19 protein-coding genes are annotated in these 24355 nt (G+C 73.2%); 12 read left to right on the top strand and 7 right to left on the bottom strand.

Features of this window, described 5'->3' with window-relative positions; translation table 11 throughout:
- Positions 1 to 231: 231 nt before the first annotated feature.
- Together ACFYYR_RS17355 and ACFYYR_RS17350 are read left to right on the top strand one after the other, a co-directional pair.
- On the top strand, positions 232 to 1812 hold the full coding sequence (locus ACFYYR_RS17355) for a CehA/McbA family metallohydrolase (RefSeq protein ID WP_388853350.1): 1581 nt from the start codon (positions 232 to 234) through the stop codon (positions 1810 to 1812).
- A 411-nt stretch (positions 1813 to 2223) separates the two neighbouring features.
- Positions 2224 to 2835, top strand: coding sequence for a hypothetical protein (locus tag ACFYYR_RS17350; protein WP_388853347.1), 612 nt, complete (start codon positions 2224 to 2226; stop codon positions 2833 to 2835).
- A 299-nt stretch (positions 2836 to 3134) separates the two neighbouring features.
- Here ACFYYR_RS17350 and ACFYYR_RS17345 read toward each other — a convergent pair whose 3' ends face one another.
- The 3 genes from ACFYYR_RS17345 to ACFYYR_RS17335 all read right to left on the bottom strand — a co-directional run bounded on the left by ACFYYR_RS17345 (position 3135) and on the right by ACFYYR_RS17335 (position 7303).
- Complete coding sequence (locus ACFYYR_RS17345; protein WP_388853344.1) at positions 3135 to 4880, bottom strand: amidohydrolase family protein; 1746 nt, start codon at positions 4878 to 4880, stop codon at positions 3135 to 3137.
- A 420-nt stretch (positions 4881 to 5300) separates the two neighbouring features.
- Positions 5301 to 6431 (bottom strand): LLM class flavin-dependent oxidoreductase, encoded by a 1131-nt coding sequence (locus tag ACFYYR_RS17340; protein WP_388853341.1) that lies wholly within the window; start codon positions 6429 to 6431, stop codon positions 5301 to 5303.
- A 194-nt stretch (positions 6432 to 6625) separates the two neighbouring features.
- Positions 6626 to 7303: a macro domain-containing protein gene (locus tag ACFYYR_RS17335; protein WP_388853338.1), complete on the bottom strand. Its 678-nt coding sequence runs from the start codon at positions 7301 to 7303 to the stop codon at positions 6626 to 6628.
- Positions 7304 to 7617: 314 nt separating this feature from the next.
- Here ACFYYR_RS17335 and ACFYYR_RS17330 point away from each other — a divergent pair, with 314 nt between their 5' ends.
- Positions 7618 to 9234 (top strand): ADP-ribosyltransferase domain-containing protein, encoded by a 1617-nt coding sequence (locus ACFYYR_RS17330; protein WP_388853335.1) that lies wholly within the window; start codon positions 7618 to 7620, stop codon positions 9232 to 9234.
- A 202-nt stretch (positions 9235 to 9436) separates the two neighbouring features.
- On the opposite strand, the gene ACFYYR_RS17325 is transcribed toward ACFYYR_RS17330, so the two are convergent.
- The 3 genes from ACFYYR_RS17325 to ACFYYR_RS17315 form a co-directional block, all read right to left on the bottom strand.
- Entirely contained in the window at positions 9437 to 10279 is an 843-nt protein-coding gene (locus ACFYYR_RS17325; RefSeq protein WP_388853332.1) for an SDR family NAD(P)-dependent oxidoreductase, read from the bottom strand.
- A 184-nt stretch (positions 10280 to 10463) separates the two neighbouring features.
- On the bottom strand, positions 10464 to 11414 hold the full coding sequence (locus ACFYYR_RS17320; protein ID WP_388853329.1) for an LLM class F420-dependent oxidoreductase: 951 nt from the start codon (positions 11412 to 11414) through the stop codon (positions 10464 to 10466).
- Positions 11415 to 11519: 105 nt separating this feature from the next.
- Positions 11520 to 12740 carry an amidohydrolase family protein gene (locus ACFYYR_RS17315; protein ID WP_388853326.1) on the bottom strand — a complete coding sequence of 407 codons (1221 nt, stop codon included), beginning with the start codon at positions 12738 to 12740 and terminating at the stop codon, positions 11520 to 11522.
- A 195-nt stretch (positions 12741 to 12935) separates the two neighbouring features.
- On the opposite strand from ACFYYR_RS17315, the gene ACFYYR_RS17310 reads away from it, so the two are divergent.
- The 3 genes from ACFYYR_RS17310 (at position 12936) to ACFYYR_RS17300 (ending at position 16791) form a co-directional block, all read left to right on the top strand.
- Entirely contained in the window at positions 12936 to 15857 is a 2922-nt protein-coding gene (locus ACFYYR_RS17310; protein WP_388853323.1) for a BTAD domain-containing putative transcriptional regulator, read from the top strand.
- Between the two features lie 248 nt (positions 15858 to 16105).
- Positions 16106 to 16366, top strand: coding sequence for a hypothetical protein (locus tag ACFYYR_RS17305; RefSeq protein ID WP_388853321.1), 261 nt, complete (start codon positions 16106 to 16108; stop codon positions 16364 to 16366).
- Positions 16367 to 16602: 236 nt separating this feature from the next.
- Positions 16603 to 16791, top strand: a complete 189-nt coding sequence (locus tag ACFYYR_RS17300) for a hypothetical protein (RefSeq protein ID WP_388853319.1) — start codon at positions 16603 to 16605, stop codon at positions 16789 to 16791.
- 182 nt (positions 16792 to 16973) lie between these two features.
- Here ACFYYR_RS17300 and ACFYYR_RS17295 read toward each other — a convergent pair whose 3' ends face one another.
- Positions 16974 to 18605, bottom strand: coding sequence for a FadD3 family acyl-CoA ligase (locus ACFYYR_RS17295; protein ID WP_388853316.1), 1632 nt, complete (start codon positions 18603 to 18605; stop codon positions 16974 to 16976).
- A 128-nt stretch (positions 18606 to 18733) separates the two neighbouring features.
- Between ACFYYR_RS17295 and ACFYYR_RS17290 the strand changes: the two genes are divergently transcribed.
- The 6 genes from ACFYYR_RS17290 to ACFYYR_RS17265 form a co-directional block, all read left to right on the top strand.
- Positions 18734 to 19885: a lipid-transfer protein gene (locus ACFYYR_RS17290; protein WP_388853313.1), complete on the top strand. Its 1152-nt coding sequence runs from the start codon at positions 18734 to 18736 to the stop codon at positions 19883 to 19885.
- A 6-nt stretch (positions 19886 to 19891) separates the two neighbouring features.
- On the top strand, positions 19892 to 20344 hold the full coding sequence (locus ACFYYR_RS17285) for a Zn-ribbon domain-containing OB-fold protein (protein WP_388853310.1): 453 nt from the start codon (positions 19892 to 19894) through the stop codon (positions 20342 to 20344).
- Positions 20341 to 21105, top strand: coding sequence for an enoyl-CoA hydratase/isomerase family protein (locus ACFYYR_RS17280; protein WP_388853307.1), 765 nt, complete (start codon positions 20341 to 20343; stop codon positions 21103 to 21105). Before ACFYYR_RS17285 ends, ACFYYR_RS17280 begins: the two co-directional genes overlap by 4 nt.
- Before the next feature lie 148 nt (positions 21106 to 21253).
- Positions 21254 to 21865: a hypothetical protein gene (locus ACFYYR_RS17275; protein ID WP_388853304.1), complete on the top strand. Its 612-nt coding sequence runs from the start codon at positions 21254 to 21256 to the stop codon at positions 21863 to 21865.
- Positions 21866 to 22491: 626 nt separating this feature from the next.
- Positions 22492 to 23232: an IPT/TIG domain-containing protein gene (locus ACFYYR_RS17270; protein ID WP_388853301.1), complete on the top strand. Its 741-nt coding sequence runs from the start codon at positions 22492 to 22494 to the stop codon at positions 23230 to 23232.
- A gap of 130 nt (positions 23233 to 23362) precedes the next feature.
- Positions 23363 to 24355, top strand: a 993-nt coding sequence (locus tag ACFYYR_RS17265; RefSeq protein ID WP_388853298.1) for an IPT/TIG domain-containing protein, incomplete at its 3' end; no start/stop codon positions are given.

Raw genomic sequence — 24355 nt, 5'->3', positions numbered from 1 at the left:
ACCCGTGGTGCCGGCGCGGGACCGCGGAGACCGGCCGCACCGGTAGCCGGAGCGGCGCGGACGGGGCGGCTCGGCAGCGCGCGGGCGCAGCACGGCACCGGAAGCCGCCGTCACCGGCGGGAAAGCGGCGTCACCTCTTCCCATGTCGCCGCGTTCACGGCTCAATACGAGGGCACGGCGCACCACCGAAGGTCCCTCGTCCGTCCTTCTCGACCCTGGGGAGTCAGTGCGATGTGCGAAGACCACGAGTCCGGCCGCTGGAACCGCCGCGGGCTGCTGCGCGCGTCCGCGGTGACGGGCGCGGCGACCGCGCTTACGGTGAGCGGTGTGAGTGCCGCCGGCGGCGCCGAGCCGCGCGAGCCCGCCCGGGACGGGAGCGGCCGGGAGAGGACCCGGACGCTCACCGGACACCTGCCGCCCGGGGCGCCGGACTTCGTCTACCTCCCGGTCGACGTGGACCGCGGGGTCCGCGAGATCGCCGTCTCCTACCGCTACGACAAGCCTGCCGTCCCGCCCGGCACCCAGACGAACGCCTGCGACATCGGGATCTTCGACGAGCGCGGCACCGAGCTGGGCGGCCGGGGCTTCCGCGGCTGGTCGGGCGGGGCCCGCACGGAGTTCACGATCAGCGCGGAACGCGCGACGCCCGGCTATCTGGCGGGCCCGGTGCGGCCCGGCACCTGGCAGGTGGTCCTCGGCCCGTACACCGTCGCGCCGCAGGGCATGGACTACACCGTGACCGTCACCCAGTGGTACGGCGCACCGGGCACGACGCCGGAGCCGGTGTACCCGCCGCAGCGGGCCAAGGGGCGGGGCCGGGCCTGGTACCGCGGCGACTGCCATCTGCACACCGTCCACTCCGACGGGCTGCGCACCCCGGCCGAGACCGCCGCCGCGGCCCGCGCGGCGGGGCTGGACTTCATCACCACGACGGAGCACAACACCGTCTCGGGGCACGGCGCCTGGGAGGGGCTGTGGGGTGACGACCTGCTGGTGCTGCCCGGCGAGGAGGTCACCACCCGCAACGGCCATGTGATCGCCCTGGGCATCGACGGGGGCGCCTTCATCGACTGGCGCTACCGCGCCCGCGACGGCGTGTTCGGCCGGTTCGCCCGGCGGATCCGGCAGGCCGGCGGCCTGGTCGTCCCGGCCCATCCGCACGGCACCTGCGTCGGCTGCAACTGGAAGTTCGGCTTCGACGATGCGGACGCGGTGGAGGTGTGGAACGGCGCGTTCACCCCGGACGACGAGGCCGCCGTCGCCGGGTGGGACAACACCCTGGTGGCGGCCGTCCGGTCCGGCCGCTCCGGGGCGGGGGCCGGGCGCCACGGCTGGCTGCCCGCGATGGGCAACAGCGACGCCCACCGCGAACCGCAGCCGGTCGGCCATCCGCAGACCGTGGTCCTCGCCGACGACCTGTCGCGGGCGGCGGTCCTGGAGGGCATCCGGGCCGGCCGGAGCTGGATCGCCGAGTCCTCGGCGGTGGAGCTGACGTTCGGAGCCACCGGCGGGCGCGGGAAGCACGCGGGCATCGGCGGGCGGCTGGACGTGGACCGGGACACGCCGGTGACGGTACGGCTGGAGGTGTCCGGTGTCCCCGGCTGCTCGGTCCGCCTGGTGACCGACCAGGGCCAGCTGCACGCCGCGCAGCTCCCCGCCTCCGGCTCCGGGACGGTCGAGTGGCGGACGACGCCGCAGTACGCGGCCTATGTCCGGGCGGAGGTGCGGCACGCACCGGCGGACGGCGGGTCCTCCGGGCTGCCCGGCACGATGGCGGCGATGACCAACCCGGTGTTCCTGGGGCGGGACTGACGGGACCGACGGAGCGGGGCTGCCGGAGCAGGGGCTGACGAGGCGGGGGGCTGAGGGGGGCGGGGCTGACGGGGCGGGGCTCCGGCCGGGCCCGGCCGAACGGACCCGACGCGGCACGACACCCCAAAGGCACGACACCGGCCGACGGTCCCGGACCGTGCCCCATTAGCCCGTACCCCCGCACCGCGCCAACCGGGGAGGCCCGGTCGGGGGATCCGGCACGGCAGCGGAGCGTACTGCGCCCGCACCCGGTGCCCGTGGGACGGCGCCCGGGTACCGCTGAGGATCGTCGGGCCTCACCTCGGCCCGCGTCCAGCACTGCTGCCCCAGTGCGCGGCCACGCCCCGAGTGGCTGCCTCCGGCCGGGTCCGACGGCTGATGGGGCACGCCCGAACAGCAAGGACTGCATCGATGACACGGAATGCTGCACGCCTCCGTCGCGGAGCGCGCGTCCTCGTCCCCCTTCTGGGTGCTGTCACCCTGACAGCGGCCATCACCACCTCGGCCGCCGCGAACCCCGCGGCCGTCGTCCGGGTCGGCGCCCAGGTCCGTCTCGCGGCCCTGCCCGGCGAGACCAACGCGGTGACCTTCTCCGCCACCACGGGGAACCTGATCGTCACCGACTCCACCAGCCTCACCGCCGGCCCGGGCTGCACCGCGGTCACCGCCAACTCGGCGGACTGCGGCCCGGCCGGCACGCTGACCTCGGTCCGCGCCGCCCTGGGTGACGGCAACGACTCGGCCGTCACCACGGACGACGTGCTCGCCTCGGTCCTGATCGACGGCGGCCGCGGGCAGGACTCGATCGACGGCGGCGGCGGCAGCGACCGGCTCTACGACAGCGACGGCTGGCCGAGCGCGCCCACCCAGCCCTCGTTCAGCGGCGGCCCGGGCAACGACGTGATCGTCGCCCTCAACGGCGGCTACGACAACGTGGACTGCGGCCCGGGCGTGGACACCGTGCTGGCCGACTCGGCGAGCATGGACGTTCTGACGAACTGCGAGGTCGTCCAGCGCCTCTGACCAGGTGCTCGGCCTCCCCGTGCGGCCGGGTGCCTGACGACCCGGCACTTCCCCCTCGGACTCGTCGCGGGCCCGAGGGGGAAGGCACGTCCGGGCCTGTGCCGGGACCCTCGCCGGAGCCCACGTTCGGACCTGCTTCCCGACCCGCCGGCCGTCCCACGGCCAGGCTCACCGCTTCCCGACCCGCCGGCCGCCCCACTGCCGGGCTCACCGCTTCCGGACCCGCTTCCGAGCCCCCGTCCCGGCTCACCCGTCCCGGGACCGCCGTCGCCCCACGGCCGTTGCCGGCCCCGCCCCGCTCAGTCCGCGGTGCTCACCGTCCGGGTGTCCCGGCCGGAGCGCAGCACCGTCCCCGGCACGGCGCCAGTGACCTCGCCGCCCCGGACCGTCTCCACCCCGCCGACCCGGACGCTCACCACGCCGATCGCGCGGGAGTCCAGCCGCGGGCTGTTCCCGGGCAGGTCGTGCACCAGCCGCGCCGGGCCGGCGTCGATCCGCTCCGGATCGAGCAGGACCAGGTCCGCGTGGCCGCCCTCGGTGATCCGTCCCCGGTCCCGCAGGCCGAACAGCCGCGCGGGCTCGTCGGTGAGCATCTGCACCGCCCGCTCCAGCCCGACCAGCCGACGCCCGCGCAGACAGTCGCCGAGGAACCGGGTGGTGTACGGCGCGCCGCACATCCGGTCCAGATGGGCGCCCGCGTCCGAACCGCCGAGCAGGACGTCCTCGTGCTTCCAGGCCTGCCGCCGCAGCTCCCAGCTGGCCGGGTCGTTGTCGGTCGGCATCGGCCACAGCACGGTGCGCAGTTCGTCGGCGGCGCAGATCTCGACCATGGCCTGGAGCGGGTCCTGGCCCCGTTCGGCGGCGATGTCGCCGACGACCCGGCCGGTGAGCCCGTCGTTGGCGGCGGAGTAGGTGTCCCCGATGACGTACCGGGCGAAGTCGGTGAGCCGCCGGAAGACCCCGGCCTCCTCGCTCTCCGCGGAGCGCCGCAGCCGGGCGCGGACCTCCGCGTCGCGCAGGGCGGCGATCCGCTCCGGCACCGGGAGGCCGAGGATCTCGCCCCAGCCGCCGGGGAGGAGGTTGAGGGCGCAGAAGGTGCCGAGCGACATGTTCATCGGGGTGAGGATCGGCATGGTCAGCGCGACGATCCGGCCGCCCGCCGCCCGCGCCCGCTCGGAGGCCAGCAGCTGGCGGGGGACGCGGTCCGGCACGGCCGAGTCGATGGTGAGCACGTTCCAGTTCAGCGGGCGTCCGGCCGCGGCCGTCATCGCCACGAAGAGGTCGATCTCCTCGTCGCTGAACCGGTCGAGGCAGCCTCCGACGATGGCCTCCAGCTGGGTGCCCTCGTGCTCGGCCACCGCCCGGGAGAGGGCCAGCAGCTCGTCCGGCCGGGCGTGCCGCGAGGCCACCGGCTCGCCGTCGCCGTCGGAGTGGGTGGCGGACTGGGTGGTGGACAGCCCCCAGGCCCCGGCGTCCATGGCGTCGTGGAACAGCCGCAGCATCCGGTCCAGCTGTTCCGGCGTGGGCTGTCCGCCGATGGCGTCCGGGCCCATCACATGCCGGCGCAGCGCGCAGTGCCCCACCATGAAGCCGGCGTTGACGGCGATCCGCCCCTCCAGGGCGTCCAGGTAGTCGCCGAAGGACGACCAGTTCCAGGGCGCCCCCTCCTCCAGGGCGACCAGGGACATCCCCTCGACCTTGCTCATCATCCGGCGGGTGTAGTCGGCGTCCCCGGGCCGCTCCGGGTTGAGCGGCGCGAGCGTGAAGCCGCAGTTGCCGCCGACGACGGTGGTCACGCCGTGGTGCATGGACGGGGTGGCGTACGGGTCCCAGAAGAGCTGCGCGTCGTAGTGGGTGTGCGGGTCGACGAAGCCGGGGGTGAGCACCAGCCCGGTCGCGTCCTCGGTGCCGCGCGCCTCCTCCGTGACGGTCCCGGGCGCGGCGACGACCGCGATCCGGCCCTGCCGGAGGCCGACATCGGCGACGTACCCGGGTGTGCCCGTGCCGTCCACGACGGTCGCGCCCCGGATGAGGTGGTCGAGCATGGCGGGATTCCCCTCTCGGCTGGTCGTCGTCCCGGTCCTGGCCCCCGGGTCCGGCCCGGGGCCGTCGGGGCCCTGTCCCGGCCGCCTGCCGGTACCGGCCCCGGCCGGGGGCCCCGCGCGGCGGGCCGCCGCCGCGGAAGCCGTCCGGCCGGGGCCGCCACCGGGACGGCGGACCGGGATTCCGCCGTCCCGTCCGGGACGTCCCCTGCCGGACAGGGGGCGTCCCGGGTTCCCGGGGAGGGAGCACGTCGGGTGGCGGACGGCCACCGCGCTCCCCCGACTGGGCCCGGCGCACCGGAGCGGACCGGCTCGGCGTACCCCCTCGGCCCGGCGCGCCGGACCGGCTCGGCGCACCGGGCCTCGGCACACCGGATCGAGTCGGTGCCCCGGACCGGCTCCGGCACACGGGCTCCCGCGCGCTCAGCCGCTCGCGGCGGCCCGGCGGAAGCGCGTGGTGCGGTGCACCGGATCGGTGTCGATCTTCGGGATCACATGCTCACCGATCAGCTTGATCGTGTTCATCGTGTCCTCGTACGGGATCCCGATCGGCAGGCCGAAGGAGAGCTGGTCGGCGCCCGCCTGCTCCCACCGCTTGCACTGCCGCAGCACCTCGTCCGGGTCGCCGCAGATCATCAGCTCCTCGCCGATGAGCAGGTCGACGATCTCCTCGGTGTACTCGGGCAGCAGCTCCGGCCACTCGGGGATGCCCTCGGGCCGGGGGAAGGTGTCGTGGTAGCGGAAGAGCAGCGACTGGAGGTAGTTCAGCCCGCCGTCGACCGCGATCCGGCGGGCCTTCTCGGAGGTCTCCGCGCAGATCGCGGTGGAGGTCACCATCACGTTGTCGTTGACGAAGCCGCCGACCGGCTCGGCCTGTTCGATCGCGGTCTTGTAGGAGTCGACGACCCACTCCATGTCGGCGACCTTCTGCACACTGAAGCCGAGGACCCCCAGGCCCTTCCGGGCGGCCATGGCGTAGGAGGAGGGAGAGCCGGCGGCGTACCACATGGCCGGGTGCGAGGCCCCGTACGGCTTGGGCAGGATCTTCCGCGGCGGCAGCGACCAGTGCTTGCCCCGGAAGCCCGGGTACTCGTCCTGGAGCCACATCCTGGGGAACTCGGCGATGGTCTCTTCCCAGATCTCCTTGGTGTGGTTCATGTCGGTCACACCCGGCAGGAATCCCAGGATCTCGTGGCTGCCCGCGCCGCGCCCCGACCCGAACTCGAACCGTCCGCCCGAGAGGTGGTCGAGCATCGCGACCTTCTCGGCGACCTTGACCGGGTGGTTGACCTGCGGCAGCGGGTTGAAGATCCCGGAGCCGAGGTGGATGCGCTCGGTCGCGTGGGCCAGGTAGCCGAGGAAGACGTCGTTGGCCGAGAGATGCGAGTACTCCTCCAGGAAGTGGTGCTCCGAGGCCCAGGCGTACTTGAAGCCCGAGCGGTCGGCCTGGATGACGTACTCGGTCTCCTCGATCAGCGCGTGGTGCTCGGCCTCGGGGTCGGTCCGCGTCCGCGCTGCGGGCACATACCCCTGCACAAAGAGTCCGAATTCCAAGGAGGTTCACCGCCCCTCTGTTTCTGACGCTCCGTCAGATCATGGCTCGACTCTCGCACCGCGGCCCCGGACCGTCAAGAGACGACGATGCGTCACATCGGCCGGGGCCGGGGCGGGCGCGGCGGCGCCGGCAGGACTCCGCAGGGGCGTACGGGGCGGGTCCGCAGGGGCCCTGCCGGGCCGGGCGGAGCCGGTCAGCGGCGCGTGGTGGAGCGCTCGGGCGGCGCGATGCGCACCCGCTGCTCGACGGGCGCGCTCTCCAGGTCGTCGAGCTGCGCGACGATCGTGCTGCGCAGGTCGTCGTAGTCCTCGAAGCAGTGGTCCTGGAACAGGGTGTGCCCGGTCCACATCAGGTTGGCGCAGACCCGGGCCGGCACCCGGCCGGTCCGGGCCCCCATCCCGACCAGGGCCACCGACGTGATGCTGCCCGGCGCCTCCCGGTTCTGCTGGTGGATCGCCTGGAACGCGGCGGCGCACGCCAGGGCCACGTTCAGGGTCTCGCTCACGTTCTGCGAGGACGACTCCATGGTCGGCGTCGAGATGAGGAACTTCGGGCTGACCGCCCCGGACGGAACGCACACCGCGCCGCCCACCGGGAGGCTCCCGGCGAACCGGTCGCGGATCGCCCGCTGCACGCGCAGCTGTATACCCGCCCCGAGATGCCGCTTGACGGCCGCGTCGACCCCGCCGTCCATCCGGCCCCGGGAGTTGGTCGGGCTGACCCAGGCGTCGACGTCCTCGTCGAGGATCGAGCCCTTGCGGATCTCGATTCCGGGGGTGTCGGCGAACGCCGCCCGCCACGCCTCCACCACGTCGGCGTTGAGGTCGGTCAGGACCACCTTGAGCGGCGACTGCGGGCGGTTCACGGTCATCGTGCACTCCGATCGGGATACGGCTCTTCCGTCACTCAGGAAGCTATCGCGCCCCACTGACAACGCCCCTGTGCACAGCGGCCAGTGATATGCCGTCACCCCCGCGAGCCGGGGGGTGACCCGTGTTAGCCTTCCGCCAGTTTTCCGCGGAGCACCCCCCTGAAATGGGGCGCAGCGCAGGAATGTCAGCCCCCTCCGGTACACATGCCATTCCGGAGCCCTTTCCGTCACCTTCAGGGTTTCGCCCGGAATCGACCATCTCGCCAACCGCGCCTCCCAGCAGGCGTGGTTCGACCCTGCGGAGCTTCTTCATCATGACCGATGCCACCACCCCGGCCGAGCCCGACCCGAATGACCCGCTGGCCCTCACCGAGCTCTTCACCGGTGGCGGCGAGCCGTGGCTTCCGCTGCTGAAGCCGGTCATCGAGGCACAGCCGGGCGCGGCCGGATTCATCGGTTCCGGCCGGGCCCCGGAGGTCGTTCCGGCCCGGGAACTGACCTTTCAGGCGCTCAAGCCCCATCCGCCGCACAAGTGGAAGGTCGTCGTCTTCGGCCAGAATCCTTACCCGCGGCCGGAGAGCGCGACCGGCATCGCCATGTTCGACAACACCTTTCACGACTGGACGGACAGCCAGTTCGGGAGGGTCGTCAGCATTCGCTGCATCATCAAGGCAGCGGCGATGTGGAAGTACGGCATTCCCAAGAAGACCCCGATCGCCGATATTCGCGCACTGCTGAAGAAGCAGGAGACCGTTCAGCCGCCGGAATGGTTCCAGGCCATGCTGACGCAGGGCGTGCTGCTGTTGAACGCGGCGCTCACCGCGAGCACCGCCGAGGCGCGGGGAAGCGACCGGCACACCGCATTCTGGCGTCCGGTCGCCGAGCGGATCGTCGAGGAAATCCTCAAGGCGAAGCAGAATGCCGACGAGGAGGACCGCGGTGTCGTCTTCGCGTGGTGGGGAGCGCATGCGCGCCATCTGAAGAAGGTCGTCCTCCAGCTCCAGGAGAAGTACCCCGACGTCGATGTCCGGCACATCGACCACCCGAATCCCGCGGCGCAGGGCGACATATTCTGCGACGGCGACCACTTCGCCACGGTGAACGACGCCCTCGCGTCACTGGGCACCGATCCGGTCGACTGGCTGCCGAGCAAGGGGTGGAACGAGAACGGGGCCGAGGACGGCGGTGCGGACGCCGGGACCGCCGAGCGCATGGGCGCGTTCATCACGTCCACCATGGAGCTGCACCAGCTCTATCTGGAACGGCTCGCGAGCGTCAAGGACGAGGGCCTCGCCCTCCCCGCGATCACCGGCGTGTTCGACACCCCGCTGATGGATTTCCGGAATGCCGTCGCCCCGGTCGTCGCCCTGATGCCGAACCTCGACCGGCATGTCGGGGAGTCGTACGAATTCGGCAAGCGGAGGGCGGACGAAGCGGCCGGGGGCCTGTCCGCCGACGCGATTGCCGCGCTCTATCTCTACACCTGTCCGTCCGCCTTCTACCGGAAGATCAACGCCGTACTGCGCGACCCGGACCGGGACCACGTCCTTCCCTATCTCCCGTATCTGCGGCTGCTGTTCTCCGCGGTGGGGGAGCTTCCGGTCCGCACGGATCCGTTGTGGCGCGGGGTCTCGCTGGACCTGCGGTCGCAGTACCCGGTCGGGCGGACGGTGACCTGGTGGGGCGTCTCCTCCTGCACCCCCGAGATCGGCGTGGCCCGGGCGTTCCTCGGCCGCAGCGGCAAGCGGACGCTCTTCGAGGTGACCCCCGCCCGGGCGGTGGGCATCCGCAATTTCTCCGCGTTCACCCACGAAGAGGAATTCATCCTCTCGCCGGGCACCCAGCTCAAGGTCACGCAGGTCAAGTCCGAGCGCGGCGGCTTGTGCACGGTGCGGCTGACCGAGCTGGAGGAGCAGCCGCTGGTGTCCTGAGCGGGTACCGGCGCGACGGGCCGCGGGCCGGCCGCCGGCCGGCAGGGGCCCCGCGCCGCCGATGAGCCGGGAAGCCGAGGAGCCGGGAAGCCGAGGACAGGGCTCCCGGCGCACCGGCGTCCGCAGCACGCTTCCGGCGCTGCGGACGCCGGGCCGCCGCCCCTGCGGCGAGCCGGCCGGCCCTGCTACGAACGGCACCCGTTCACAGCACGGAGACCCCGGACAGCCACCCGCCGTCGATGACGAAGGGCTGACCGGTGACGTAGGAGGAGTCCTCGCAGGAGAGGAAGAGCGCCAGCCGGGCGATCTCCTCGGGGCGCCCGATCCGGCCCAGCGGCACGGCCTTGGCGCAGTAGTCGTACATCGCCTTGCTGTCGTCCCTCGCGCTGCTGTCGTCCGTCACCCCGCTGTCCTCGTCGGACGTCCCGCTCCCGCCCTCCGGCCCGTGTCCCTGCCCCGCGGCCTTCCCGGGGTTGACCATCGGGGTGTCGACGGCCCCCGGGCACATCGCGTTCACCCGGATCCCCTTCCCCGCCAGCTCCAGCGCCGCGACCCGGGTCATCCCGAGGACCGCCGCCTTCGTCGCGGCGTACGCGGTGAGGAAGGCCATGCCGGTCAGCGCGGTGTACGAGGCGGTGTTGACGATGGTTCCGCCGCCCGTCGCCTCCAGCTCCGGGATCACCGCCTTCATCCCGAGGAACACCCCGGTCTGGTTGACCCGGACCACCTCCTCGTACTCCTCCAGCGGGGTGTTCACCAGCTCGTTGAACCGCAGGATCCCGGCGTTGTTGACCAGCCCGTCGAGCCTCCCGAACTGCGACCGGGCGACGGCCACCGCGGCGCTCCAGTCGTCCTCCCGGCCGACGTCGAGGTGCACGTAGCGGGCGCAGTACCCCAGCTCCTGGGCCAGGTCCTTGCCGCGGTCGTCGAGGACGTCGCCGAGGATCACCCACGCCCCCTCCGCGGCGAACAGCCGCGCCTCCTGCTCGCCCTGTCCGCGCGCCGCACCGGTGATGATGACGACGCGCCCGTCCAGCTTGCCCATGCCTGCCTCCCCGGCCGTGGTGGTCCCTCCTCGGCCGCCGGCCCGCACTCCCGAGCGGCCGGCGGTCGTCCCTCAGTCCTCGGTGCTCGGTGCTCGGTCCTCGGTGCCCCGTCCTCGGTGCCCCGTCCTCGGTGCTCAGTCCTCGGTGCCCAGTCCTCGGTACTCGGTGCTCGGTCCCCGGCCCTCAGTCCTCGAGGTGCGGGCCGACCCCGGTGGCGAACGCCTCCATCTGCTCGGTCAGTTCGGTCCGGCTCCGGCTCCGGAAGCGGACCTGGAGCTGCCGCACCCCCATGGCCGGATAGGCGCGCAGCGACTCCGCGATCCGGTCGGGCTTGCCGCACAGCGTCCGCCGGCCGACGTCCCAGCCCGGCTCACCGACGTACAGCGGCTCGGCGATGGCCCCGATCACGATCGGAGCGCGCACCCCGGCCCGCTCCCGCAGTTCCCGGATCCGGGCGATCTGCCCCGGCAGCCGGTCGCGCGGGTCGCCCTGCGGCAGCCAGCCGTCGCCGCGGACCGCGGCCCGGCGGACCGCAGCGGGCGACGACCCGCCCACCCAGACCGGCGGACCGGCGGGCTGCGCGGGCCGGGGCGCCTGCCCCAGCCCGCTGAACGCGAAGTGCTCACCGGCGAACTCCGGGAACTCCTCCGGGCCGAGCGCGGCCCGCAGCGCGTCGATCGCCTCGTCCAGCACCGGCCCGCGCCCGTCGAACTCCGCCCCGAGCGCCTCGAACTCCTCCCGCACATGCCCGGCGCCGACCCCCAGCAGCAGCCGCCCGCCGGAGAGCCGGTCGAGCGTGGCGTACTGCTTGGCGGTGGCCAGCGGGTGCCGCAGCCCGACGACCGCCACATGGCTCAGCAGCCGCACCCGCTCGGTGACACCGGCCAGGAAGGAGAGCGTGGCCACCGGGTCGTACCAGGTGGTCCCCATGGCGGCGGCCAGCCGCCGGGGAATCGCCACATGGTCGCAACAGCCGATGTAGTCGAAGCCGAGCCGGTCGGCGGCCCGGGCGACGGCGGCGAGGTCCGCGGGGCCGCCGCCGGCCTCCCACGGCTCGGCGAACAGGGTGCTGAGCGACTGGACGGGAAGCTGCATCCCGTACCCGAGGCGCTCCGGGGACGGAGTCGGATCCATACGACCTCCTCGGCCTCGCGCCGTCCGCCGGGCGCACGGCAGCCCCCGGCACGCAGGCCCATGGTTGTGTCTGACGTCGTGCCGGACAAGACCACCGGCAGCGGGCTACCGGCCCGGCCAGAGGCCGTCCCCGGTCAGTCCCAGCAGGTCGATCGCGTTGCCCCGGACGATCCGCTCGACGGCCTCGGGCGCCAGATGCCCCATCTGCTCCTCGCCGACCTCCCGGGACTTCGGCCAGGTGGAGTCCGAGTGCGGGTAGTCCGTCTCGTACAGGACGTTGCCCACGCCGATCGCGTCGAGGTTCCGCAGGCCGAACGCGTCGTCGAAGAAGCAGCCGTACACATGCTCGGCGAACAGCTCGGACGGCGGGCGCAGCACCTTGTCGGCCACCCCGCCCCAGCCGCGGTTCTCCTCCCACACCACGTCGGCGCGCTCCAGGATGTAGGGGATCCAGCCGATCTGGCCCTCCGCGTACATGATCCGCAGGTTGGGGAACCGGTCGAACACGCCGGACATCAGCCAGTCGGTCATCGAGAAGCAGCAGTTGGCGAAGGTGATGGTGGAGCCGACCGCCGCCGGGGCGTCGGCCGAGGTCGACGGCATCCGGGACGAGGACCCGATGTGCATGGCGACGACCGTGCCGGTCTCGTCGCAGGCCCGCAGGAAGGGGTCCCAGGCGTCGGTGTGGATGGACGGCAGCCCCAGGTGCGGCGGGATCTCGCTGAAGCACACGGCGCGGACGCCCCGGGCGGCGTTCCGGCGCACCTCGGCCGCCGCCAGCTCCGCGTCCCACAGCGGCACGATGATCAGCGGGATGAGCCGGCCCTGCGCCTCGGGGCCGCACCACTCCTCCACCATCCAGTCGTTGTAGGCGCGGACGCCGAGCAGGCCCAGCTCGCGGTCCTTCGCCTCGGTGAAGGTCTGCCCGCAGAAGCGGGGGAAGGTGGGGAAGCAGAGGGCGGACTGCACGTGGTTGACGTCCATGTCCGCCAGCCGCTCCGGCACGCTGAACGATCCGGGGCGCATCTGCTCGTAGGTGATTCCTTCGAGTCTCACCTCGTCGCGGGAGCAGCCGACGGCCGTGTCGAGACGCGTCAGCGGCCTGCGGAGGTCCTCGTACAGCCACCAGTCCGCGAGCGGTCCGTCGTCCCCGGGGGCGCCCATCACCGGCGCGAACCGCCCGCCGACGAAGGTCATTTCCTTCAGCGGCGCACGGACGACACGCGGTCCGACGTCGTGATACTTCGACGGGAGCCGGTCCCGCCAGACATGCGCCGGCTCCACCGTGTGGTCGTCCACCGAGATTATCTTCGGGAAGCTCTCCATGGCTGCCACGGTAGCGCCGAACTGACGAACCGTCAGCTACGCGCCACCGGTCCGAACCCCCACACGGTGTACGGGCCTTGTGCAGACCGGCCGCCCCTACTGACGCAGCCGTCATGAACAAGGCAAACTGGCTGGGGGCACCTCCCGGACGGGTCCGGGAGAGCGACAGGACTCCGAAATCATCTGGGGGCATCGATGGGCCAGGAACCGGCGCCCGGGCCACGCCTGCGTTTCGCCGTACTCGGTCCCGTACGGGCCTGGCGCGGCGAGCAGCCGCTCCCGACCGGTTCACCGCAGCAGCGCGCCCTCCTGGCCGCCCTGCTGCTCCGCGGCGGACGGACCGCCACCGCGTCCGAACTGGTGGACGCGCTGTGGGGCGAGGAACCGCCGCATGCCGCCCTGGCCGCTCTGCGGACCTACGCCTCCCGGGTCCGGAAGGCCTTCGGCCCGGACTCGGACGCGCTGGTCAGCGAGTCCGGCGGGTACGCCATACGGGTCGAGGAGGGCGGGCTCGACATCGCGCTCGCCGAGAGCTACGTGACGGACGCCGAGAAGGCCCGCGGCCGCGGCGACCGCGGCCGGGCGCGCGAACTCATCAACGCCGCGCTGGACCTGTGGGACGGGGAGCCGCTGGCCGGCCTGCCCGGCCCGTTCGTCGAGGCGCAGCGCACCCGGCTGGAGGAGTGGCAGCTCCAGCTCCTGGAGACCCGGCTGGACCTGGACCTGGAGGTCGGCTGCCACGCCGAGGCCGTCTCGGAGCTCACCGCCCTCACCGCCGCGCACCCGCTGCGCGAACGGCTGCGGGCGCTGCTCATGCTCGCGCTGTACCGCAGCGGGCGGCAGGCGGAGGCCCTCGCGGTCTACGCGGACACCCGGCGGCTCCTCGCCGACGAGCTGGGCGTCGACCCGTGCACCGAGCTGAACGAGCTGCACCAGGGCATCCTGGAGGCCGACATCGGCCTCGCGGCACCGGACGGCGGGCACAGCGAGAACGCCCCGGTCGTGGTGCGCCCGGCTCAACTCCCCGCCAGCGTTCCGGACTTCACCGGGCGGGACTCCTTCGTCGGGGAGCTGAGCGACCAGCTGGACACCACGGAGGGCCGGGTCATGGCCGTGTCGGCGGTGGCCGGGATCGGCGGCGTGGGGAAGACCACCCTCGCCGTCCACGTCGCCCATGTGGCCCGGGACCGCTTCCCGGACGGGCAGCTGTACGTCGACCTCCAGGGCGCGGGCGCCCGGGCCGCCGAGCCGGAGGCCGTCCTGGGCGCCTTCCTGCGGGCGCTGGGCACCCCGGACTCCGCCATCCCGGACTCCGTCGAGGAGCGGGCCGCGCTCTACCGCTCCACGCTGGACGGCCGGCGGGTCATGGTGCTGCTCGACAACGCGCGCGACGCGGCGCAGGTGCGCCCGCTGCTGCCGGGCACGGACGGCTGCGCGGCGCTGATCACCAGCCGGGTCCGGATGGTCGACCTGGCCGGCGCGCACCTGGTCGACCTCGATGTGATGAATCCCGAGGAGGCCCTCCAGCTCTTCACCAAGATCGTCGGAGCCGAGCGGGTCGGCAGCGAGCGCGAGGCGGCCCTCGACGTCGTCGCGGCCTGCGGGTTCCTGCCGCTCGCCATCCGGATCGCCGCCTCCCGGCTGGCGGCACGGCGGACCTGGACGGTGTCGGCGCTCGCGGCCAAGCTCGCCGACGAACGGCGGCGGCTGGACGAACTCCAGGCGGGCGACCTCGCGGTGAAGGCCACCTTCGAACTGGGCTACGGCCAGCTCGAACCGCAACAGGCCCGGGCCTTCCGGCTGCTCGGCCTGGCCGAGGGCCCGGACATCTCGCTGGCCGCGGCGGCCGCGGTGCTGGACCTCGACCCGTACGACGCGGAGGAGCTGCTGGAGTCCCTGGTGGACACCTCGCTGCTGGAGTCCGCGGCGCCGGGCCGCTACCGCTACCACGACCTGGTGCGCCTCTACGCGCGTTCGTGCGCCGAGCGGGACGAGCAGCCCCCGGCGGAGCGGCACGCGGCGATGTCCCGGCTGCTGGACTTCTACCTGGCGACCGCGGCGGGCATCTACGCCCTGGAGCGCCCCGGCGACCACGTCGTGAACCACCTGGCCTACACCCCCGGCGACGGGCTGGCCTTCAAGGACCGGACGCAGGCGCTCGACTGGCTGTTCACCGAGGCGGCCTGCCTGCTCGCCGCCGCCCGCCAGGCGGCCACCGGCGACACCCTGCGGCGGGCGGCCGATCTGCTGCTGGCCACCCAGGACCTCTCCGAGTCGGGTGCCGTCGCCCGGCAGTACGAGCAGTCGGCGCGGGCCGTCATCACCGCCGCGAGCGAGCAGGGCGACGCGCAGGCCGAGGCCCGCGCGCGGACCGTGCTCGCCCACGGACACAGCCTGGCGGGCCGGTTCCAGGAGGCCGGGGCGGAGTCCGGGCGCGCCCTGGAGCTCGGCCGGGCCGCCCAGGACCCGATCCCCTGCTGCACCGCGCCGAACGACCTGGGCATCATCGCCATCTACGAGAACCGGCACCGGGACGCCCAAACCCACCTCAACGAGGCGCTGGCCGCCTTCCGGGCCGACCGCAACCGGCACGGCGAGGCGAGCGCGCTGAGCAACCTCTCGCGCGTGCAGCTCAACATGGGCAACCCGACGCACGCGGTGGAGCTCGCCGAACAGGCGCTGGCCATATACCGGGGCCTCGGCGGCACGCTGCGGATGGCCAACGGGCTGTACGCCCTGGGGCTGGCCCTCACCGCGCTGGGCCAGCACGACGCGGCCCTGGAGCGGCTCGGCGACGCACTGGCCGTGTTCCGGGAGAACCGGCAGCGGTTCTGGGTCGGCATGACGCTGTACCGGATCGCCGAGACCCATCTCGCCGACGGCCGCCCGGCGCAGGCGGCGGCCCATGCGGAACAGGCCCTGGCGCAGCTGCACGGCATCGGTGGCGACTGGCGGCGCGGCAACATCCTGACGCTGCTCGGCCGGGCGCTGGAGTGCCTCGGCCAGTCGGACCGGGCCCGGGCCTGCTGGCGCGAGGCGCTGGGCCTCTTCGAGGGGGCGGGGATGGCCGAATCGGAGGACGTCCGGGCGCTGCTGGCGCCCGCCACCGCCGCCTGATCGCCATCCGGACGGGCGCGTTCATCGATCGTTTATCGCGGCACGCCACTCTTGAGTACATCGACTCGCCGCAACGGGGGGCAGGCGGGTCGGGGGATGCCTCACCGTCAGGTGACAGGTTCACCGTCAGGTGACAGGTTCACCGTCAGGTGACAGGCCCTGAGATGCCCGGCCGGCGACCCACGGGGGAGTCGCCGGACGGGCACCGCAGAATGGGTCCCCCTTGAGACCCAACGGAGTTGAGAACGATGAGCACGACCGCGAAGACCACGCCCGCGCCCGGTGTCGACCCGAGCAAGGTCGAGACCGACGGCGACGCCGACGTCACCACCGAGGACCACCACGCCTCGGGCGGGGACGTGCGGACCGCGGACCACCACGCGTCGGGTGGCGGCATGAAGCCGAAGGACCACCACGCGTCCGGGGGCGGCGTGCGGACCATGGACCACCACGCATCCGGCGGGGGTGCCCGGACCATGGATCACCATGCGTCCGGCGGGGGCAAGTAGCCGCCGGCCGCCCGCGCTTCCGCCGGTGAGGCGGAGGCGCGGGCAGGGTCCTGGTTCCTCATGACGGGGGAGGCCGCCGCGATGGCACGGAGGGGGAGCCGTCGCGGCCGGCCGCATGCCGGAAGGGTTGGATCACGCCACCCTTGGGTCATTTCGGGCCAATGGTGCAAACGTTTGCAATTCCATCGCTAGGTTTTTCGAGTGAACGACCTTCCGCGCCCCACAGAGGAGTTGACATGACCCGCACCAAGCAGATTCTCGTCACGTTCGCAATCGCCGCGGCGACGGCGGGAATCGGAGCCGCCCCGGCCATGGCCGACAGCCACAGGCCGGTCACCGTCGGCACCGAGGACCACCACGCGGGAGTCGCCCCGGTCGAGGACGCCACCGTGCAGGCGCTCCCCGGGGACCACCACTCCAGCTGACCAGCCGCAGCACAGCGGCGTGCCCCGTCCGGCACGCCCCACGGGGGCCGAGCGCGTCACGCACGGCCCCCGTTGCCACGCCGGAAGCTGCCGCGCCGGAGAAGCGCCCTGCCGGAAGTTGCCCTGTGCGCGAGCCGCCCAGCGGGCGCGGCCGGAGGAACGCGCACCGGAGGACGCCGCTGTCACCGGGACCGGAGCTCGGTCTTCAGCACCTTCCCGCTCGCGTTCCGCGGCAGCTCCGCCAGGAATTCCACCGCCCGGGGCACCTTGTAGTTCGCCATCTCCCGCCGCGACCAGGCGATCAGGTCGTCCGCGGTGAGCGTCGCGCCCGGCCTGCGCACCACATACGCCTTGCCCACCTCGCCCAGCCGCGCGTCCGGCATCCCGACGACCGCCGCCTCCGTCACATCCGGGTGCCGGCCGAGGAGTTGCTCGATCTCCGCCGGATACGCGTTGAAACCGCCGACGATGAACATGTCCTTGATCCGGTCGGTGATCCGGAGGTTGCCGCCTGCGTCCAGCACCCCGACGTCGCCGGTCCGCAGCCAGCCGTCCGGCGTGATCGCCTTCCCGGTCTCCTGCGGGTCCTCGAAGTAGCCGGACATCACATGGTGTCCGCGGACCAGCACCTCACCCGGTTCACCGGGCGACAGTTCCGCACCGTCCGGGCCGACGACCCGGACCTCGGTGTCCGGGATGGCCCGGCCCGAGGTGGACGCCACGACCTCGGCCGGGTCGCCGCGGCGGCACATGGTCACGGTGCCGGAGGCCTCGCTGAGCCCGTAGGCGGTCAGGACCGTGGCGACGCCCAGTTCGCCGCGGAGCCGCTCCACCAGGTCCAGCGGGACGACCGCCGCCCCCGTCACCACCAGCCGCAGCGCACTGAGATCGTGCCGGGAGCGCGCGGGGTGGTCCAGCAGCGCCTGGTGGAGCGTGGGCGGGCCGGGCAGCACGGTGATGCGTTCGGCCGCCAGGTTGGCGAGCGCGGTGTCCACGTTGAAGACCGGCTGCGGGACCATCGTCGCCCCGCGCAGCAGACAGGCGATGATCCCGGCCTTGTAGCCGAAGGTGTGGAAGAAGGGGTTCACGATCAGATAGCGGTCCCCCTCCGCCAGCCCCGCCAGTTCGCTCCAGACCTCGTAGACCCGCAGAGTCTGGGCGTGGGTGATGACCACGCCCTTCGGCCGGCCGGTCGTGCCCGAGGTGAAGGTGATGTCGGAGGGGTCGCCGGGGCGGACCGCGTCCGCCCGCTCCCGTACCGCGCCGGGCGGCACCGCGGCGCCGTCGGCCAGGAACTCCCGCCAGGTGCGGAAGTCCGCCGGGGCGTCCGCGGCCAGCACGACCACCTCGCGCAGCCGGGGCAGCCCCGGGAGCGGCCCCTCCCCCGGCCCCTGCCCGGCGGCACGCCGCAGCGAGGCGACGTAGGAGGTGCCCAGGAAGGTCCCGGTGACGAAGAGCAGCTTCGCCCGCGTCCGCGCCAGCACGTACGCCGCTTCCGCGCCCTTGAAGCGGGTGTTGACCGGGACGAGCACTCCGCCCGCGGTCACGGCACCGAGCGCGGCGACGATCCACTCCAGGGTGTTCGGCGCCCAGACCGCGACCCGGTCACCGGGCTCCACCCCCCGGGCGATGCAGGCGGCGGCCGCCCGCTCCACCCGCTCGCCCAGCTCCCCGTAGGTGATCCGGGTGCGCCCGTCGACCACCGCCTCACGGTCCCGGTGGCGCTCGGCGGCCCGGCGGACCAGCCCCGGAATGGCCGCGCGGTCCGCCGGAGGTCCGGGGGTCGCTCCCCGGAGAGCCGCTGTACCCCGCATCGCCCGCCTCCCGTTCCGGCCCGCACCGCTGCCGTCCGCACTGCCGGCCGTCCGTATTGCTGACTGACCGTCAGATTAACGGTAGCCTTCCCGGCTGTCAGCAGTGACGGCCGACCACGGAGGTGGCGATGGGGACGGCTCTCAAGGACGCCACGGCGATCGCCGGCATAGGCCGGACCGCCTTTGCCAAGCAGCTTCCCGAGTCCGAGAAGACCCTCGCCTGCCGGGCGGTGCTGGCGGCGCTCGACGACGCCGGCATCGCGCCGTCGGAGGTCGACGCGTTCGCCTCGTACACCATGGAGGAGACGGACGAGGTCGAGCTCGCCAAGGCCATCGGTGCCGGGGACGTCACCTTCTTCTCCCGGGTCGGCTTCGGCGGCGGCGGCGCCTGCGCCACCGTCGGCCACCTCGCCGCCGCCATCGCGGCCGGACAGGCGACCGTCGGCGTGGCCTGGCGGTCGCGCAAGCGCGGCTCGGGCCCCCGGCCCTGGCGGAACACCGCCGTCCAGCTCCCCACGCCCGGCCAGTGGACCCGGCCGTTCGGCCTGCTCCGCCCCGCCGACGAGATCGGGATGCTGGCCCGCCGCTACATGCACGAGTACGGCGCCACCCGCGACCACTTCTTCAACGTGGCGCTGGCCTGCCGCAACCGCGCCAACCAGAACCCCGCCGCGATGATGTACGACCGGCCGCTGACCCGCGAGATGTACATGACGGCGCGGTGGATCAGCGAACCGCTCTGCCTCTACGACAACTGCCTGGAGACCGACGGCGCCCTGGCCTGTGTGGTGGTCTCCGCCGAGCGGGCCCGCGACTGCCGCCGGCGCCCCGTCCGCATCCACGCCGCCGCCCAGGGGCTGCCCGCCCAGCACCACGGAATGGTCAACTACTGGAACGACGACCCGCTCACCGGCCCGGCCTGGACCGCCGCCCGACACCTGTGGAAATCCGCCGACTTCGGGCCGCAGGACGTCGATGTGGCCCAGATCTACGACGCGTTCACCCCGCTCATCCCGCTCTCCCTGGAGGGCTACGGCTTCTGCGGGCGGGGCGAGGGCGCGGCCTTCACCGAGGGCGGGGCGCTGGAGATCGGCGGCCGGCTGCCGGTCAACACCAGCGGCGGCGGGCTCTCCGAGGCCTACGTCCACGGCTTCAACCTGATCACCGAAGGCGTGCGCCAGCTGCGCGGGACCTCCACCGCCCAAGTTCCCGGCGCCGCCACCTGCCTGGTCACCGCGGGCGAGGGCGTCCCCACGTCCGCCCTGCTCCTGAGGAGCTGATACCGGATGCCGGAAACCGCCGACGGACTGCTGACCCCCGTCGCCGACGACGACGGCGCACCCTTCTGGGAGTACGCCGCCCGGGAGGAACTGCGCGTCCAGGCCTGTGCCGACTGCGGCCGGCTGCGCTTCCCGCCCCGGCCCTGCTGCCCGCACTGCCACTCCTTCGGCCAGGAGTGGCTGCGGATGAGCGGGCGCGGCCGGATCTGGTCGTACGTCATCGCGCACCCGCCGCTGCTGCCCGCCTACGCCGCCCAGGCCCCGTACAACGCGATCGTCGTGGAGCTGGCCGAGGACCCGCTGATCCGGCTGGTCGGCAATCTGGTCACCGCCCCGGACGCGCCGCTGGACTCCGCGGGCCCCGGTGCGCTGCGGATCGGGGCGCCCGTCCGGGCCGTGTTCGCCCGGCCTCCGGGCAGCACCGTCACGGTGCCCCGCTGGCTCCCGGACCGGTCATGACGGTCCGCACCGAGATCCGGGACGGCGTCGCGGTCGTCACCCTCGACCGGCCCGAGCGCCACCATGCGATCGACCTCCCGACCGCCGCCGAACTGCGCCGCACCTGGCAGGCGTTCCGCCGGGACGACGCGGTGCGCGCGGTGGTGCTCACCGGCTCCGGCGAGCGGGCGTTCTGCACCGGCATCGACCGGTCGGCCGAGGTCCCCCAGCCCGGCAGTCCGTACTCGGTCGACGATCCGCTCCTGACGGTCGGCCCGAAGGCGAACGACCTGTGGAAACCGGTCGTCGGGGCGGTCAACGGCATGGCCTGCGGCGGCGCGTTCTACCTGCTCGGCGAGTGCGAATTCCTCATCGCCTCCACCGCCGCCACCTTCTTCGACCCGCACACCGCCTACGGCATGGTCAGCGCCTACGAGGCCATCGCCATGGCACAGCGGATGCCGTTCGGCGAAGTGGCGCGGATGTCCCTGATGGGCACGGCGGAACGGCTGTCGGCGCACCGGGCGTACGAGACCGGGCTCGTCTCCGAGGTGGTGGAACCGGACGAGCTGATGACGGCCGCGCTGCGGGCGGCGTCGGTCATCGCGTCGTATCCCACCGCCGCGGTGCAGGGCACCGTACGGGCCGTGTGGTCGGCCCGCGAGGCGGCCCGCGGCCAGGCGTTCGCGGGCGCCGCCGCGCTGATCGCCCTCGGCAATGCGCCCCCGGAGCGGCAGGCGGAGCTGTTCACCCGGCGCACCCGGGACTTCCGCACCCGCTGACCGGCCGCAACGATCCCCCTGGAGTCGGCGGATGCCGCGGCCGGGCGGGCCGGGCCGCGCCGTCCCGCGGCCGGAGCCCGCCCGGGCCGGCTCCCATGGCGGAGGCGCGGCTCCCGGCGTAGCGTCGGAAGGGAGGTGATCCGCGCTCATGGCACGCAACGCCCTCGGCTCCACGGTCGCCCTCCTCGGGGCGGCGGCCGCTGTGGCGAGCCCCTTCCAAGCCTGGTACGGCAACCGCCAGGGCCGTGACATCCGCATGGAGGACCTCTTCGACGGCATCACCACGGTCTCCGCCGAACTCTGGGAGTCGGTGTTCGTGGTGATGCTCTTCGTCGCGCTGCTGACCCTGGTGGGAGTGATCTTCCGGTCCCGGCTGACGGTGGCCCTGGCGGGCATCGTGTCGCTGGGCTTCACCGTGCTGTGGATGGTGCGGCAGGGGCAGGCGACCGGAAGCCTCACGGCCGGCGGCGCCGAGGGACTGGGCGCGGGCGCCGCCCTGGCCGCCGGCGGCTCGGTGCTGATCCTGCTCGGCGCACTCCTGATGGCCGGCCGCAAGCGCCGCCGGTCCCGGCACGGCCGCGGCGGGGAACTGGCCGAACCCGAGCCGTACGGCTACGAGCCCGAGCCCGAGCCTTACTACGGACCCGGCGGACCCGGCGGTCCTGTCGACGGGGACACCCCCACGCAGCCCTACCCGCCGCCTCCGCCCCCGCCGGACGAGCCCTGGCCGCCGGACCACCGCCCGCCTCCCGGGCGGTAGCGCCCCGGGCACCGGCAGGCCCGGCCCCGCCGTCCCGCCGTCCCGCCGTCCCGTCAACGGGCATTCGGGCGGTCATGCCATCGGCTGAACCAGCACCAAGAGCGCCCCGTGCCCCCGAGCACTGTGGGACTTTTGCTGTTTCCCGGGTTCCCCCGGGCCGACCGGGCCACGGCGACACCGGGCGCACACGCGGGCCCCAGCGGAACTCCCCCGGGGAGACGGGCGCACCCCGGCGCAGCGATTCCCCGATGGTCTTTTACGCATATGGTCATATTCACCCCATGGTGCGTCCAATGCGCTCTGCCGGGGCCGTGACCTCCTCGGTTTCAATGTTTCTCAGGCAAGGGGCAGAGACCTTTCTCTCGGGGTCACCGGCCGCTCGCCCGCTCCCATTCCGGCGACCCCGCACCGCAGCGGGCACGCCGTCGCGCACTCTCCCAGGGCACGCAGTACGGGGCCCCTGTGCCCTGGGGGGGGCTCCGCACGGACGGCACAGTGCCCAGCTCCGGCGTCACCACGGGCCGATACCCCCCGGGACTTCTCGGCCGCTCTTCTCCGTCCGTGTCGTTCCGCCCCGGCATCCCATCCGGCGGGAGCTCACCCATGCGAGGAAAGGGACAAACGTCGTGGCGACTATCAACCCCACCCAGGGCCCCGCGTCAGGCGGGAACTCGGTGGTCATCACCGGCACCAACTTCACGGGGGCGACCGCCGTGAAGTTCGGAACGAAGTCGGCCTCCTACACCGTCAACAGCGCCACCCAGATCACGGCGACGGCTCCGTCCGGCACCGGCTCGGTCGGCGTGACCGTGACGACTCCGGGCGGCGTCACCACGCCGGTGGCGTACTACTACATCAACCCGCCCATCAAGTCGACGCTCAGCGCGACGTCGGGGCCGCTCGACGGATCGACCACCACGGTCACCGGGGCCAATCTGACGACCGCGACCTCCGTCACCTTCGGCGCGGTCGGCTCGGCGACCCCGACCGTGGTGAACGACAGCACGCTGAACGTCACGGCGCCCACCGCGGAGGACCCGGGAACCGTGCCGGTCACGGTCACCACCCGGGGCGGGAGCACCAACGGGCTCTTCTTCACCTACGTCGACGCACCCACCGTCGGCACCATCAGCCCGGCCACCGGCCCCGAGTCCGGCGGTACCGCGGTCACCGTCCCGGGCACCGCGCTGAGCACGGCGCAGACGGTCACGTTCGGCGCGACCTCGGCGGCGTTCCAGGTGATCGACGACTCCACGCTGATCGCCTACTCGCCCGCGGGCACCGGCACGGTCGCCGTCAACGTCACCACCGAGGGCGGCACCGACGCCAGCGCCAACAGCTTCGTCTACGTGGCACCTCCCGGTTAACAGGCCGGGGTGGACGGCGGGTTCCCGGCGTCCACCCCGCCCCAGGCCATCTCGGGTCCAGGCCGGCTGCGGCCTGGACCCGTCCGCAGGGGAACGACAGATCCGCAGGGGACCGACAGAGAGGTATGCCGTGCCCGAGCCCTCCGCACCATCCGCCAGGACGACCGCCCCGCAGCCGATTGCCTCGCCGTCTCTCCTCCTCGCCGCACCGGTGCTCACCTCCCTGACGCCCACCTCCGGACCGGCGGGTGGGGGCAACACCGTCACCCTCACCGGCACCGATCTGAACGGCGCCACTCAAGTCCGGTTCGGCAGCAGCATCGCCGGCTTCACCGTGGTGTCCGCGACGCAGATCAATGCCACGGCTCCTGCGGGCATGGGCAATGTCCAAGTCGTCGCCGTCACTCCCAGCGGCACCAGCAACGGGCTCACGTACACCTATATGCCGGCCCCGGCACTCACCTCGCTGGCTCCCGCCTCCGGTCCGGCGTCCGGTGGCACCACGGTCACCCTCACCGGCACGAACCTCTCCGGGGCCACGCAGGTGCGGTTCGGCACCACCAACGCCACGTTCACCGTGGTGTCCAACACCCAGATCACCGCCACCGCGCCACCGGGGGCCGGGGGTGTCCAGGTCACCGCCACCACCCCGGGCGGCACCAGCAACGGCCTCAGCTACACCTACGTACCGGCCCCGACACTGACGTCGCTGAATCCCACCTCCGGAACGGCCGCGGGCGGCACCACCGTCACCCTCACCGGCACCGATCTCAGCGGGGCCACGCAGGTCAAGTTCGGTTCCACCAACGCCACGTTCACCGTGGTGTCCAACACCCAGATCACCGCCACCGCACCCCCCGGAACCGGAACCGTCCAGGTCACCGCCACCACCCCCAGCGGCACCAGCAACGGACTCAGCTACACCTACACCGCCGTTCCGGCTCCGACGCTCACGTCGCTGTCGCCCGCCTCCGGGTCGGAGAGCGGTGGCACCACCATCACGCTGACGGGCACCAACCTCAGCGGGGCCACGCAGGTCAAGTTCGGGACGGCCAACGCCACCTTCACCGTCGTCTCCAACACCCAGATCACCGCCACCGCACCCCCCGGAACCGGAACCGTC

This window comes from Streptomyces sp. NPDC001922, assembly GCF_042891165.1.
Classification (GTDB): Bacteria; Actinomycetota; Actinomycetes; order Streptomycetales; family Streptomycetaceae; genus Streptomyces.
The sequence above is the reverse complement of the archived record's forward strand: the minus strand, read 5'-3'. Positions and strand labels throughout refer to the sequence as shown.